At 69.9% G+C, this 13,173-nt stretch carries 11 protein-coding genes; 7 read left to right on the top strand and 4 right to left on the bottom strand.

Translation table 11 applies throughout. The features are described from left to right. Positions 1-19 precede the first annotated feature (19 nt). Together MA876_RS14655 and MA876_RS14650 are read right to left on the bottom strand one after the other, a co-directional pair. Positions 20-754 (bottom strand): GntR family transcriptional regulator, encoded by a 735-nt coding sequence (locus tag MA876_RS14655; protein WP_248150998.1) that lies wholly within the window; start codon positions 752-754, stop codon positions 20-22. Continuing rightward, a complete protein-coding gene (locus MA876_RS14650; protein WP_248150995.1) occupies positions 736-2,205 on the bottom strand; it encodes a fumarylacetoacetate hydrolase family protein in 1,470 nt (489 codons plus the stop codon). Before MA876_RS14650 ends, MA876_RS14655 begins: the two co-directional genes overlap by 19 nt. A gap of 115 nt (positions 2,206-2,320) precedes the next feature. Between MA876_RS14650 and MA876_RS14645 the strand changes: the two genes are divergently transcribed. From MA876_RS14645 to MA876_RS14635, 3 genes are read left to right on the top strand one after another with little or no spacing between them, the layout of a single operon-like run. Further along, positions 2,321-3,697 carry an MFS transporter gene (locus tag MA876_RS14645; protein ID WP_248150993.1) on the top strand — a complete coding sequence of 459 codons (1,377 nt, stop codon included), beginning with the start codon at positions 2,321-2,323 and terminating at the stop codon, positions 3,695-3,697. A 34-nt stretch (positions 3,698-3,731) separates the two neighbouring features. Then, positions 3,732-5,594 (top strand): FAD-dependent monooxygenase, encoded by a 1,863-nt coding sequence (locus tag MA876_RS14640; protein WP_248150991.1) that lies wholly within the window; start codon positions 3,732-3,734, stop codon positions 5,592-5,594. Positions 5,595-5,614: 20 nt separating this feature from the next. Beyond that, positions 5,615-5,953, top strand: coding sequence for a hypothetical protein (locus MA876_RS14635; protein WP_248150988.1), 339 nt, complete (start codon positions 5,615-5,617; stop codon positions 5,951-5,953). 49 nt (positions 5,954-6,002) lie between these two features. Here MA876_RS14635 and MA876_RS14630 read toward each other — a convergent pair whose 3' ends face one another. Beyond that, positions 6,003-7,646: a thiamine pyrophosphate-binding protein gene (locus tag MA876_RS14630; RefSeq protein ID WP_248150986.1), complete on the bottom strand. Its 1,644-nt coding sequence runs from the start codon at positions 7,644-7,646 to the stop codon at positions 6,003-6,005. Positions 7,647-7,751: 105 nt separating this feature from the next. On the opposite strand from MA876_RS14630, the gene MA876_RS14625 reads away from it, so the two are divergent. From MA876_RS14625 to MA876_RS14610, 4 genes are all read left to right on the top strand, one after another. Further along, positions 7,752-8,048, top strand: a complete 297-nt coding sequence (locus MA876_RS14625; RefSeq protein WP_248150984.1) for a hypothetical protein — start codon at positions 7,752-7,754, stop codon at positions 8,046-8,048. A gap of 129 nt (positions 8,049-8,177) precedes the next feature. Further along, entirely contained in the window at positions 8,178-9,680 is a 1,503-nt protein-coding gene (locus MA876_RS14620) for an NAD-dependent succinate-semialdehyde dehydrogenase (protein ID WP_248150976.1), read from the top strand. 51 nt (positions 9,681-9,731) lie between these two features. Then, on the top strand, positions 9,732-10,817 hold the full coding sequence (locus tag MA876_RS14615) for a winged helix DNA-binding domain-containing protein (protein WP_248150973.1): 1,086 nt from the start codon (positions 9,732-9,734) through the stop codon (positions 10,815-10,817). A gap of 24 nt (positions 10,818-10,841) precedes the next feature. Further along, positions 10,842-11,729, top strand: coding sequence for a DUF8686 domain-containing protein (locus MA876_RS14610; RefSeq protein WP_248150969.1), 888 nt, complete (start codon positions 10,842-10,844; stop codon positions 11,727-11,729). On the opposite strand, the gene MA876_RS14605 is transcribed toward MA876_RS14610, so the two are convergent. Beyond that, the gene (locus MA876_RS14605) at positions 11,720-13,159 is read right to left on the bottom strand and encodes an XRE family transcriptional regulator (protein WP_248150966.1); all 1,440 of its coding nucleotides are present in this window, start codon (positions 13,157-13,159) and stop codon (positions 11,720-11,722) included. The genes MA876_RS14610 and MA876_RS14605 overlap by 10 nt on opposite strands. Positions 13,160-13,173: the final 14 nt, after the last annotated feature.

Here is a 13,173-nt window from a genome sequence, read left to right as displayed (position 1 = left end):
GCTCCTTCGGTGGAGTGGGTCAGAACGCCGGGAGGCCGAGGGCCTCGTCGGGGTGCTCGTGGATCATGTAGGCGTCGAGCGTGGCCGAGCGATGCCGCCGGGCCGCTTTCTCGATCTCGCCGAGCGGAGCCGACGTCTCGATGAGTTGCACGATGTTCTCGTGTTCGCGCACCGACTCGGCGGCACGGCCGGGGACGAAGCTGAATGTCGAGTCGCGCAGGTGACCGAGCCGCGCCCATTCCGAGTGCACGAGGTCGAGCATCCGCGGGTTCGGGCACTTCTCGTACAGCGCCGAGTGGAACTCCTGATTGAGTCGCGTGAACGCCCGCGGGTCGAAGTGGTCGAGCGTCTCGACCATGAGGTCGTTGATGCTGCGGGCATGCCGGATGTCGTCGGCGGTGAGACGCCGCGCGGCGAGCGCCGTGGCCGCTCCCTCGAGAATCGACAGCGACTGCATGCTGAACCGGTACTGCGAGTCGTCCACCATCGACACACGTGCGCCCACGTTGCGCTCGAACATCACGAGCCCCTCGGCCTCGAGCCGGCGGATCGCCTCGCGCACGGGCACGACGCTCATGTCGAGTTCGCCGGCGATCGAGCTCAGCACGAGACGATAGCCGGGAGTGAATTCCTGGGACGCGATGCGCTCCTTGATCCAGAGGTACGCCTGCTGCGACTTGCCGAGCGTCGCCCTGGTGGCATGCTCGAGCCCGGATTCGCCAAGGGCGTCGAGGTTCAGTTCTCGGCGCGCCATGCGTCGTACCTCGCTCTCCACTCGGTGTTCATCGGGAAGAGTCCGTCGACGGGATGCCCCGCCCGCACCTGCTCGGCGATCCAGGCATCCTCTTCCTCCTGCGCGAGCGCCGCCTCGACGACGTCGTCGACCAGCGCGGGTGGGATGACGATCACGCCGTCTGCGTCGCCGACGATGACGTCGCCGGGCTGCACCGTCGCACCGCCGCACGCGATCGTGAGGTCGACGTCCCACGGGACGTGCTTGCGGCCCAGCACCGCGGGGTGGGCGCCGACCGTGTAGACGGGGATTCCGACGGCCGTGATGGCATCGAGATCGCGGACGCCGCCGTCGGTCACGATTCCGGCGGCGCCGTTCGCGTGCGCGCGAAGGGCGAGGATGTCGCCGAGCGTGCCGGAACCCGCCTCGCCGCGGGCTTCGATCACGATGACTTCGCCGGCTCCGACGGCATCGAACGCGCGCTTCTGGGCGTTGTAGCCGCCGCCGTGCGATGCGAAGAGGTCTTCGCGGTGCGGCACGAAGCGCAGGGTGCGCGCCGGGCCGACGAGCTTGGCGGACGGATGCAGCGGCCGCACGCCGTCGATCGTGACGTCGTTCAGGCCGCGCTTGCGCAGCTGCTGCGACAGCGCAGCCACGGGGAGGGACTCGAGCTTCGCCCGCAGTTCCGGCGACAGTCCGCGTTCGTCGGCGGGCGGGAGCCCCGCGGCTTCGCGCGAGCCCCACGCCTCGGCGCGCTGCGTGTCGTCGACGGTGGGGAGCGAACCGAGGGACGCGTCGAACACCGCCGACCCCTGCACGACGGTCGTGACCAGGCGACCGCTCGAGGCGCCCGACCCGAGAGCCTCGACCTCGACCTCGACGACGTCACCGGGGGTGACGACGGAGGAACCGGCCGGCGTACCCGTGAGGATGACATCCCCGGCCTCGAGCGTGAAGTGCTGGGAGAGATCGGCCACGAGCTGGGGGAGCGGGAAGATCAGCCCGGCCGTCGTGTCGTCTTGCGCGAGGGTGCCGTTGACCCAGGTCCGGACGCGCAGTGCGGCAGGGTCGACCGTGGCCGCATCGATGACGCGCGGGCCGAGGGGCGTGTAGCCGTCGCCGCCCTTGGACCGGACGTTGGAGCCCTTGTCGTTCGCGCGCAGGTCGTACAGGCCGAAGTCGTTCGCCGCCGTCACGGAGGCGACGTGCGCCCACGCCTCGTCGGCCGAGACCCGGCGGGCATCGGTGCCGATGACGAGCGCGATCTCGCCCTCGAACGCCAACAGCTCGGTGCCGGCGGGTCGCTCGATCGTGGCGCCCGACGGGGCCACCGAACTCGACGGCTTGAAGAAGTACGACGGGTGCGCGGGGCGGCGTCCGCGCTGATCGGCGCGGGAGGCGTAGCTCAGGTGGATCGCGATGATCTTGCCCGGTCGGACGGGCAGTGCCGCGGCATCCTCTTCGTGTGTCATGAGCTCCCTCGCTCTTGCGTCGTATTCGAAATCGTATATGATCGGTCGTCATCGGGCAAGTGTTCGCACATCCCGACCCGCACAGAGATGTCGGCACGACGAGGGAGTCACACACATGAGCGCACAGCAACCCGGGTTCACCCCGACAGGCACGATCGCGACGGCGGCCGATCGGCGACGCGTCGTCTTCGCCACCGTCGTCGGCACGACGGTCGAGTGGTACGACTTCTTCATCTACGCGACGGCCGTGGGCCTCGTCTTCGGGCAGCTGTTCTTCGCGCCGCTCGGCGCCAACAGCGTGCTCGTGGGCTTCGCGACGGTCGGCATCAGCTTCCTGTTCCGCCCGCTCGGTGCGTTCCTCGCCGGCCACTTCGGCGACAAGTACGGGCGCAAGGTCGTGCTCATGTGGACGCTGATCCTCATGGGCGTCGCGACGGCGCTGATCGGCGTCCTGCCGACGTATGAGGCGATCGGCATCGCGGCGCCCATCCTGCTCGTGCTGCTGCGCATCCTGCAGGGTCTGTCGGCGGGCGGCGAGTGGGGCGGTGCGGTGCTCATGGCCGTCGAGCACGCGCCCAAGAAGCGACGAGGCGTCTTCGGCGCGTCGCCGCAGATCGGTGTGCCGCTCGGACTGCTGCTGGCCTCGGGCGTCATGGCGCTGATGGCGATGATCGCCCCGGGCGACGCCTTCCTCGCGTGGGGCTGGCGCGTGCCGTTCCTGCTGAGCGTCGTGCTGATCCTCGTCGGCTGGTACGTGCGTCGCCGCGTCGAGGAGAGCCCGGTCTTCACCGAGCTCGCCGAGCGTCGCGAGAAGGCGCAGATGCCGATCGTGCAGCTCTTCAAGAAGCACGCTCTGCTCGTCGTGATCGCGGCGCTCGTGTTCGCCGGCAACAACGCCGTGGGCTACATGACGACGGGCGGCTACATCCAGAACTACGCGACCAACCCCGAGGGGCCCCTCGCGCTCGAACGCGGACCGGTTCTGTGGGCCGTCGCGGGGTCGGCGGTCACCTGGCTGCTCTCGACGTTCTTCGCCGGGTGGATCAGCGACCGCATCGGCCGCCGGACGACCTACATCATCGGCTGGATCCTGCAGCTCGTCGGCGTCTTCACGCTGTTCCCGCTGGTCAACACCGGCGAGATCGGCCTCATGTTCGCGGGGCTCGCAATCCTCACGATCGGCCTGGGCCTCACCTACGGCCCGCAGGCGGCTCTGTACTCGGAGCTGTTCCCGGCATCCATCCGCTTCTCGGGCGTCTCGATCTCGTACGCGATCGGCGCGATCCTCGGCGGCGCGTTCGCCCCCACGATCGCGACGGCGCTGGTGCAGGCGACAGGTACCACGATGTCGGTCACGTGGTACCTCGCGGGGATGACGCTGATCGGCCTGGTCGCGACGCTCCTGCTGCGCGATCGGTCGGGCATCCCGCTCGGCCCCGACCACGAGGCGGAGCAGGCGGTGAGCCCGATCTACGGGCTCTCGAAGGCCTGAGCCGGACGTAGCCTGGTAGCGACGAGGGAGTCCCATGCAGTTCCATCACCACGGGTACGTGTCGGGCGATCCGCGGGTGCAGCCCGCCGCCGGCACGGGGATCGATCGCCCTGACGATCTCCCCGATGAGGTCGACGTCCTCATCGTGGGCTCGGGTCCGGCGGGCATGCTCCTCGCCGCTCAGCTCTCGCAGTACCCGACCCTCACGACGCGCATCATCGAGCGTCGTGAGGGTCGGCTCGTGCTGGGCCAGGCCGACGGCATCCAGCCTCGCAGCGTCGAGACGTTCCAGGCCTTCGGCTTCGCCGAGCGCATCGTCGCCGAGGCCTACAACATCGCCTACATGAACTTCTGGGGGCCCGATCCGGAGCACCCCGAGAACATCGTCCGCACCTCGCGCACCGACGACTACGCGCTGAAGATCAGCGAGTTCCCGCACCTCATCGTCAACCAGGCTCGTGTGCTCGACTACTTCGCAGAGTCGGCCGCGCACGGGCCGGCGCGCATCGCGCCCGACTACGGCGTCGAGTTCACAGGACTCGAGATCGATGACGACGGCGTCGACGTGCGCGTCAGCTACGTCGGCGGGCGGCGCGACGGTGAGGAGCGCACGATCCGCGCGAAGTACGTGGCGGGATGCGACGGCGCCCGCAGTCGCGTGCGCGACGCGATCGGTCGCACCCACGTCGGTGACATCTCCGCGCACGCGTGGGGGGTCATGGACGTCGTGGTGAACACGGACTTCCCCGACTGGCGGACGAAGTGCGCCATCAACTCGTCGGCGGGGAACATCCTGCACATCCCCCGCGAGGGCGGCTACCTGTCGCGCATCTACGTCGATCTCGGCGAAGTCGCCGACGACGACGACCACCGCGTGCGGCAGACGCCGATCGACGAGATCATCCGCCGTGCGGGCGAGATCCTGCATCCGTACACACTCGACGTCAAAGAGGTCGCGTGGCACAGCGTCTACGAAGTCGGCCACCGCGTGACCGACGGCTTCGACGACGTCACGCCCGACGGCGAGGGCCGCCCGCGGGTCTTCCTCACGGGCGACGCCTGCCACACGCACAGCGCGAAGGCCGGGCAGGGCATGAACGTCTCGATGCAGGACGGCTTCAACCTCGGCTGGAAGCTCGGCTCGGTGCTGACGGGCCGCGCTCCCGAGGCGCTGCTCGCGACGTACGCCGCCGAGCGCCGACCGGTCGCGCAGGAGCTCATCGACTTCGACCGCGAGTGGTCGTCGCTCATGGCCCGCAAGCCCGGCGAGATCTCGGATCCGCAGGAGCTCGCGACCTACTACCTCGCGACCGCCGAGTTCCCGTCGGGGTTCATGACGCGCTACGGCCCGTCCCGGATCGTCGGCGACGACGCGCATCAGGATCTCGCCAGCGGGTTCCCGATCGGCAAGCGGTTCAAGAGCAGCCCTGTCGTTCGTGTGAGCGACGGGAACGCCGTGCACCTCGGCCATCACGCGAAGGCGGACGGCCGGTGGCGGGTCTACGCCTTCGCCGATGTCGACGGCGCGGCGCTCACCGCGTGGGCTCAGCGCGTCGAACCGTCGCTGCGGCGATTCACCCCCGCCGACGCCGACGTGGACGCCGTCTTCGACGTGAAGGCCATCTACCAACCGCGGTTCGAGGAGGTCGACATCTCGACCGTGCCCGAGGTCTTCCTCCCGCGCACCGGCCCCCTGGGGTTGACCGACTGGGAGAAGGTCTTCGCGGCCGCGCCGAGCACCTGGACGCCCACCGACATCTTCGAGGAGCGAGGCCTCTCGCGCGATGGCGTCGTGATCGTGGTGCGGCCTGATCAGTACGTCGCGGCCGTGCTGCCTCTCGACGCGTCCGACGAGTTCTCGGCGTTCTTGGAGGGCGCCTTCCTCCCCGCGCGCTGAGGCTCGTGCAGACTCGAAGCATGACGACCGATCATCCCGACGGGTTCGAACCGGCATCCCTGTATCTCGATGCGGCGATCCTGCCCAAGCACGGCTCGGTCGGGGCGAAAGCGCTGCGCACTCTCGCGACGCTCGCTGCGGGGCTCATGACGAACGACCTCGAATCGGGCCCGTCCGTCCTCGACCTCGTCGTGACGAGGCGCGAGTCCGGCAACGAAGTGCTGCGCGTCTCGGCCGGCACCGTGCAGGAGTCCGACCGCCTTCTCGCTCGGGTGCGGCACGACCTCGACACCAAGAGCGTCGCCGACTTCATCGCGGAGTGGCGTGCTCCGGACTCCGACAGCGCACCCGTCGACTAGGGCGAGGGCGCCCGACCTTCACGCTCGAACCACTGCAGCGGGTCCCGCGTCAGGAGTTCACGCGGATGATCTCCTGCTGGTAGGGCGCGACGACGGCACCCGAGATGCGCACGTCGAGCAGCAGATAGGGGCGGGATGCCGCATCCTCCGTCGTCCACGTCGCGAGCCGTTCGAGGTCTTGCATCGTCCTGACCACGACCCCCTCGGCGCCGACGGCGCGTGCGAGGCCGGCGAAGTCCACGTCGGGGATCATCATGGGCCCGGTCGCCACACCCTTGAGGCCGTAGAGGTTCACCTCGGCGCCGTACGCGCCGTCGTTCCACACGACCGCGAGCCCGCGACCGCCCGCGACCCGGACGGCGGACTCGAGGTCGGCGAGCGCCATGAGCCCGCCGCCGTCGCCGGTCGTCAGCACGACGGTCGAGGTGGGCTGCGCGAGTGCGGCGCCGGGTACCGACGGGAATCCGAGCCCGATGGACTGATAGGCCGTGCCGACCATCATCATACGGTCGGGCGACGCGACGGGCCAGTACATGTTCGCCCAGCCGATGAAGTGCCCGCCGTCCGAGACGACGACCCGGTCCTGCGGCAGGAGTTCCCCGATGCGCGCCGCGACGGTCCGCGGATCGAGCCGGCCGTCGGGAGCGATGCCGTCGCCGGCATCCTGCGCCCGCAGCGCCGGGGCCGCGACGGACTCGCGCCATCCCGACGACGTGGCTCCTGCGAGGGCTGCGACGAGCGCTTCGGCGACGACCCGCGCATCGCCGCGGATGTACCCGCCCACGTGGGGATGCGTCGCGGTGGGCGCGACGTCGACCTGAACGACGCGCGTCCCGGGGGAGAAGAGTTCACCGAACCGCATCGTGAACTGATTGAGCGATGCCCCGAACACGACCGCGACGTCGGCCTCGCGGACGAGCTCCATCGCGTCCTCGGCTCCGAATCCTCCCGTGACACCGAGGTCGAACTCCTCGCGCGGGAAGATCCCGCGGCCGAGAGCGGTGGATGCCGTGATCGCGCCGGTCGCGTCGGCGAGGACTCCGAGCGCGGCGCTCGCGCCCGCGACCCAGGCTCCGCGGCCCGCGAGCAGGAAGGGGCGCTCGGCGGCGGAGAGTTCCCGCGCGAGCCCGGTGATCGCCGCGCCCCCGAACGCTGTCGGGGCGAGCGGCGCGGGCAGCCGCGGCTCCGCCGTGTCCGGCACGGCACCCGCCTCGAGCGTCGCGACGTCGTAGGGGATCGCGAGCACGGTGGGCACGCGGTAGGTGAGGGCGTGCTCGATCGCGATGACGGTCGTCGCCGCGGCATCCGCGTGTCCGACCGTGTACGTGCGCGCGCCGACCGCGGCCGCGAGCGCGATCTGGTCGACGTCCCACGGTCGTGGGCCCGAGGTGGGTTCATCGCCGACGACGAGGACGAGGGGCACGTGCGCCTGGACGGCTTCGGCGAGGGCCGTGAGCGTGTTGGTGAATCCGGCGCCGTAGGTCGCGGTCGCGGCGGCGAGACGGCCCGATGCGCGGTGGAAGGCATCGGCGGCGACGACCGCCCCGGCTTCATGACGGACCGCGGTGTAGGTGGCGGGAGTCGAGCGCTCGAGCGCGTCGAGGAACCAGGCGTTTCCGTTGCCCATCACCCCGAAGACGTGGTCGATGTGGCGGGCGAGGGTGACGGCGACGTGGGCGGACACGGTGGGCATGGAAATGCCTTTCCAGACGAGACGGATCGAGACCGTATGTGTCTGGCGTGCCCTTTTTTCGAGCACCGGCGGAACGAGCCGCCGGACACGGCCAGTATAGAAGTCATGAAGACGATTCAGCTGCGCCGTTACACGCTCGTCGAAGGGGAATACGACGCGTTCGTCGCGTGGTGGCAGGGGTGCATGCCGCGCGTCCGGCCCGAGGCGGGCTTCGCGATCGAGTTCGCCTACGGGCTTCGCGAGTCGAACGAGTTCGTGTGGGCGGTCAGCGCCGAGGGCGACCAGGAGGCGTTCCTCGCTCTCGAGAAGGAGTACATGGCGTCGGATGCCCGTGCCGAGGCGTTCGCCGGGGTCCCGCAGCGCGTGGCCGTCTACAACATCGCCTTCGCCGACGCGTTCTGACTCACGCTCCCGCACGGACAGTGCGCCCGGTTCGATGTACGACCTGTACATCGAACCGCCTCTCCGGTGTCGACAGAATGAAGTGACGATGGATGCCGCGGCATCCCGAACTGCGACGAAGGAGCACCGATGGCGGCGAGCACCGTGACCGAGACCCGCGAGACCGACCTGCTGGCCTCCGTTCCGGACGGCCTGTTCATCGGCGGCGAATGGCGCGCCGCGACCGGCGATCGCACGCTGCGCGTGTTCGACCCCGCGACGGGTCGCGTCGTCAAGACGATCGCCGACGCGTCGCCCGAGGACGGCAAGGCGGCGCTCGACGCCGCCGTCGCCGCGGCCGACGACTGGGCGAAGACCCCGGCGCGCGAGCGCGCCGAGATCCTGCGCCGCGCGTTCGATCTGCTGCAGGAGCGCAAGGAGGACTTCGCGCTGCTGATGACGATCGAGATGGGCAAACCGCTCGCCGAGGCGCGTGGCGAGGTCGGGTACGGCGGCGAGTTCCTGCGCTGGTTCAGCGAAGAGACCGCTCGAGTCCAGGGCCGCTACGGAGCGAACCCCGAGGGCACCGGTCGCATGATCGTGTCGCAGCACCCGGTCGGTCCGTGCTTCCTCATCACGCCGTGGAACTTCCCGCTCGCGATGGCGACGCGCAAGATCGCGCCGGCGCTCGCCGCAGGCTGCACCGTCGTCATCAAGCCGGCCGAGCTCACGCCCCTCACGACCCTGTACTTCGCGAAGCTGCTCCAAGACGCAGGGCTCCCTGCGGGCGTCGTCAACGTCTTCACGACCTCGACATCGGGCGCCGTGTCGGAGCCGATCATCCGCGACCCGCGGCTGCGCAAGCTGTCGTTCACCGGCTCGACGTCGGTGGGCCAGCGCCTGCTTGAGCAGGCGGCGCAGGGCGTGCTGCGCACGTCGATGGAGCTCGGGGGCAATGCGCCGTTCGTGGTGTTCGAGGACGCGGACCTCGACAAAGCGGTCGACGGGGCGATGCTCGCGAAGTTCCGCAACATCGGTCAGGCGTGCACGGCGGCGAACCGGTTCATCGTGCACCGGTCGGTGGCGGAGGAGTTCGCGAACCGTGTGACCGAGCGCGTCCAGGCCATGCGGATCGGCCGCGGCACCGAGGACGGCGTGCAGATCGGCCCGCTCATCGACGACAAGGCCGTCGCGAAGGCCGAGGAGCTCGTCGGCGACGCGATCGAGCGCGGTGCGACGCTGCGCACGGGCGGGCAGCGCCCCGACGGCGACGACACCCTGAGCGCGGGCACCTTCTACGAGCCGACCGTTATCACCGACGTGCAGGCCGGCAGCGACATCCTGCGGGAGGAGATCTTCGGACCCGTGCTCGCGATCGTCCCGTTCGACACCGAGGACGACGCCGTGCGCATCGCGAACGACACGGAGTACGGACTCGTGTCGTACGTCTTCACCGAGAGCCTCAGCCGCGGGCAGCGCATGATCGACCGCCTCGAGACCGGGATGATGGGCCTCAACGTCGGCGTCGTCTCGAACGCGGCCGCACCCTTCGGCGGCTGGAAGATGTCGGGGCTCGGCCGCGAGGGCGGAGCCGAAGGCATCCACGAGTACCTCCAGACCAAGTACACGCTCACCGCGAACCCGTACAGCTGACGCGCGTCGTCACGGACGCTCCGTGTCCGCGTTGTGCGTCAGGATGGCGGCATGAGGCGCGAGAAGGTCATCGAGGAGCGTCTGCGCTCGCATCGGCTGAGTGCGCCTGCGCAGAACGTCACCGACGCCGCCCGGCACATGCTGGCTGTGCAGGCGCAGGAGTTCTGGGGTGGCAGACTCGCGCTCGCCGCGCGCACGAAGGGCGATCCGACGATGCGCGAGGTCGACGCCGCGTTCGATCGCGGCGAGATCGTGCGGTCCTGGACGATGCGCGGCACGATCCATGCGATCCCCGCCGCCGACCTCGGCTGGGTCCTGGGCCTCACGGGGGAGCGGCAGATCCGCCAGGGGGCGGCCGTCCACCGTCGGGAGGGCATCGACGACGAGGTCGTCGTCCGCGCCGAGCGCATCGCCCGCGCCGCGCTGCGCGGACGCGATCAGCTCACCCGTAAGGAGCTCTTCGCCGCCTTCGACGCCGGCGGCGTGCCGACCGCCGGTCAGCGCAGCTACCACGTGCTCACCCGGCTCTCGATGAATCCCGTGATCGTGCAGGGTCCCGTCGTCCCGCGCGACGGTGCACCGACGCGGGAGCAGTACTTCGTGCTCGTCGACGAGTGGATTCCGGATGCCGCGGCCCCCGCCGATCCGCTCGCCGAGTTCTTCGTCCGCTTCATCGCGTCGCACGGGCCCGCGGGCGCGCGCGACTTCGCGTGGTGGAGCGGCCTGCCGCTCGGCGTCGCGCGGGCCGCGGAGAGCGCGGCCGCGGCATCCGATCGCCTCATCGTCACCGATGACGGACCAGAGCAGACCTACGTCGCCGCCGGTCCGCGACCGCGCCGCTCGCCGAACGCGCACGAGGTCGTCGCGCTGCCGCCGTTCGAGGAGTACTACATCTCGTACGCCGATCGCACGGTCTCGTGCTCACCCGAGTTCCTCGCCGCCGTCGGTCCGGGGGTCAACGGGATGGTTCGCCCCGTGATCCTGGCGCGCGGAGCGATCATCGGCGTCTGGACGCATTCGCTGGCAGTGGGGCGGCACGAGGACGATCCGCTGCCCGAGCTGTTCGCGCCGGATGCAGCGACCCACGCCGAGGTCGTCGACGCCCTCGCGCGCTACCGCCGTTTCGTGACCGCGTGAGGGCCGTTCTGCCACACTGAACCCGTGGCGGCGGGGGCGAAGCTGAGCGGGCGGCGACTCGTCGCCGTGATCATCGTCGCGTTCGTGCTCGTGTACGGGGTCGTGGTCGCGCTCTATGCGATCAGCGATCGCGATCGCGAGGGCTGCGTCGATGAGCCCGCGCCCGGTCATGCGCAGATCGAGATGATCCCGACGGCGGTGGATGCCTCGGCCGAGCGCACGGCCGTGACCTTCACGATCCGATCTTTCGGCTCGGCCGGCGGTGAAGACGGACTTCCCGTCGAGCCCGTGACGCTCTTCGTCGACGGTGCCGACGCCGAGTCGACGTTCGACTTCGAGCCCGGCGATCCCCCTTCGCGCGTCTCCGTACGGCTCATCTCGAGCGGCGAGATCGAGCGGTGGCCGTTCGACCGGCACGTCGCGGACTTCACGCTCGTGATGATCGCCGGCGAGGGCGACCGGCGCTCGGACATCCCGGTGAATCTGTGCGGCGAAGCGCACGTGCCCGGCTGGACCTTCACGGAGGAACAGGTTCCCGGCGACAGTCGCGTCGAGGTGGACGGCGAGCCCGTCGACCGCATTCTGCTCACCGCCGAGCGTTCGGCGGCGACGATCGCGTTCGGGCTCGTCATCCTGGCTCTCATGATCGTTCTCACGGTCGTGGGACTCACCGTCGCCATCCGCGTGTATCGCGGAGAGAAGAAGGCCGAGGTCACGCTCATGAGCTGGATCGCCGCGATGCTGTTCGCGACGCTCCCCCTGCGCGGATTCCTCCCGGGCGCACCGCCCATCGGGTCGTGGGTCGACTATCTCGTCGTGCTCTGGGTCGTCGCGGGTCTCGTCGCGAGCCTCGTGATCTACGTGCTCGCGTGGAGCAGATGGGCGCCGCCGGGGGAGAAGCTTCAGCCCTGAGCGTGGCGTTCGAGGAAGTCGTACACCTCGCCGTCATCCACTCCCGGGAACGCGCCGCGCGGAAGCGGCGAGAACATGTACTGGTGCACGCGGGCGCTGGGCCAGGCCTTCCCGGCCCAGCGCTCGGTGAGGTCGGGGGCGGGCTTTCGGCAGCACGACTCGTCGGGGCACGTCGAGACGCCGCGCATCGGCGTCTCGCGCCCGCGGAACCACTTCGCGTCGTCGAACGGCACGCCGACCGTGATCGAGAACTCGCCGTCGGCCGTCGTGCCGGTCTGGGTCGAGCACCAGAACGTCCCGCCCGGAGTGTCTGTGTACTGGTAGTGCTCGGTCGTGCGGTTCTGCTCCTCGAACGCGGCGCGCGCGAGGAACCTGCGGCACACGATCTGGCCTTCGACGGCACCGGTCACATCGAGGGGCAGGGGCAGTCCGTCGTTCTCGTACACGCGTGAGATCGCCCCGGATCCGTCGACGCGGAGGAAGTGCAGCGGGATGCCGAGGTGCACCGTCAGCAGGTTGGTCATGCGCATGCCGGCCGCTTCGTGCGTGACCCCGAACGCATCGCGGAAGTCCTCGACGGCGAGGTTGCGATCCTTCTTCGCCTGCGTGAGGAACGCGACCGAGGCGGTCTCGGGCATGAGGCAGCAGGCCGCGTAATAGTTGATCTCGAGCCGCTGCTGCAGGAAGTCGGCGTAGTCGGTCGGTGGAGTGTGGCCGAGCAGGCGGTGGGCCATGGCCTGCAGCGCCATCGACCGCAGGCCGTGGCCGCCGGGGATGGATGCCGGGGGCAGATAGATGCGGCCGTTCTCGAGGTCGGTGACCGAGCGGGCGGAGTGGGGCAGGTCGCCCGCGTAGATGAGCTCGAAGCCGAGCTGCTCGGCCATGATGCTCACGGTGCGGTGCGTCAGAGCCCCCGTACGGTGCCCCGCCGCCCACAGCTGCTTCTCGGCGAGCTTCTCGATCTCGGGCAGGTGGTTGTCGACCTCGCGCATGCGCAGGCGCATCCCGGTGTTGGCGCGCCGGGCCTCTTCGGGCGTCGCGATCGCCTCGCGCTCGCGACGCTGCAACTCACGGTGAAGGCCGAGCACCGACTCGATCGTCTCGTCGGGCATGCCCTTCGTGACCTTGACCGGTGCGATGCCGAGCCGACGGAAGACCGATCCCGCCTGCGCGCGTTCGAGCTCGATCTCGAGAGCCGCGCGGCGATTGGGCGGCTCGTTCGACAGCAGGTCCGTGACCTCGACGCCGGTCGCCGTGGCGATGGCCTGCAGGACGGAGAGCTTCGGTTCGCGCTTGCCGTTCTCGATCAGACTCAGTTGGCTGCCGGCGATGCCGACCCGCTCGCCGAGCTCGTCGAGGGTGTATCCGTTCGACACGCGGTGGTGGCGGATGCGGTGGCCCAGCGTGGACAGTTCGATCGCGGTCGGCATTCCTTCATGATACG

The sequence above is a fragment of the Microbacterium aoyamense genome, from assembly GCF_023155855.1.
GTDB classification, from domain to species: domain Bacteria; phylum Actinomycetota; class Actinomycetes; order Actinomycetales; family Microbacteriaceae; genus Microbacterium; species Microbacterium aoyamense.
This window is presented reverse-complemented; position numbering and strand designations above follow the sequence as displayed.

What these genes read in the sequence shown, in the direction of transcription:
- MA876_RS14635 (WP_248150988.1), top strand. Translation starts at nt 5,615, where the DNA reads ATGACGACCGATCATCCCGACGGGTTCGAACCGGCATCCCTGTATCTC.
- MA876_RS14615 (WP_248150973.1), top strand. Translation starts at nt 9,732, where the DNA reads ATGAGGCGCGAGAAGGTCATCGAGGAGCGTCTGCGCTCGCATCGGCTG.
- MA876_RS14655 (WP_248150998.1), bottom strand. Translation starts at nt 754, where the DNA reads ATGGCGCGCCGAGAACTGAACCTCGACGCCCTTGGCGAATCCGGGCTC.
- MA876_RS14645 (WP_248150993.1), top strand. Translation starts at nt 2,321, where the DNA reads ATGAGCGCACAGCAACCCGGGTTCACCCCGACAGGCACGATCGCGACG.
- MA876_RS14625 (WP_248150984.1), top strand. Translation starts at nt 7,752, where the DNA reads ATGAAGACGATTCAGCTGCGCCGTTACACGCTCGTCGAAGGGGAATAC.
- MA876_RS14640 (WP_248150991.1), top strand. Translation starts at nt 3,732, where the DNA reads ATGCAGTTCCATCACCACGGGTACGTGTCGGGCGATCCGCGGGTGCAG.
- MA876_RS14605 (WP_248150966.1), bottom strand. Translation starts at nt 13,159, where the DNA reads ATGCCGACCGCGATCGAACTGTCCACGCTGGGCCACCGCATCCGCCAC.
- MA876_RS14650 (WP_248150995.1), bottom strand. Translation starts at nt 2,205, where the DNA reads ATGACACACGAAGAGGATGCCGCGGCACTGCCCGTCCGACCGGGCAAG.
- MA876_RS14630 (WP_248150986.1), bottom strand. Translation starts at nt 7,646, where the DNA reads ATGCCCACCGTGTCCGCCCACGTCGCCGTCACCCTCGCCCGCCACATC.
- MA876_RS14620 (WP_248150976.1), top strand. Translation starts at nt 8,178, where the DNA reads ATGGCGGCGAGCACCGTGACCGAGACCCGCGAGACCGACCTGCTGGCC.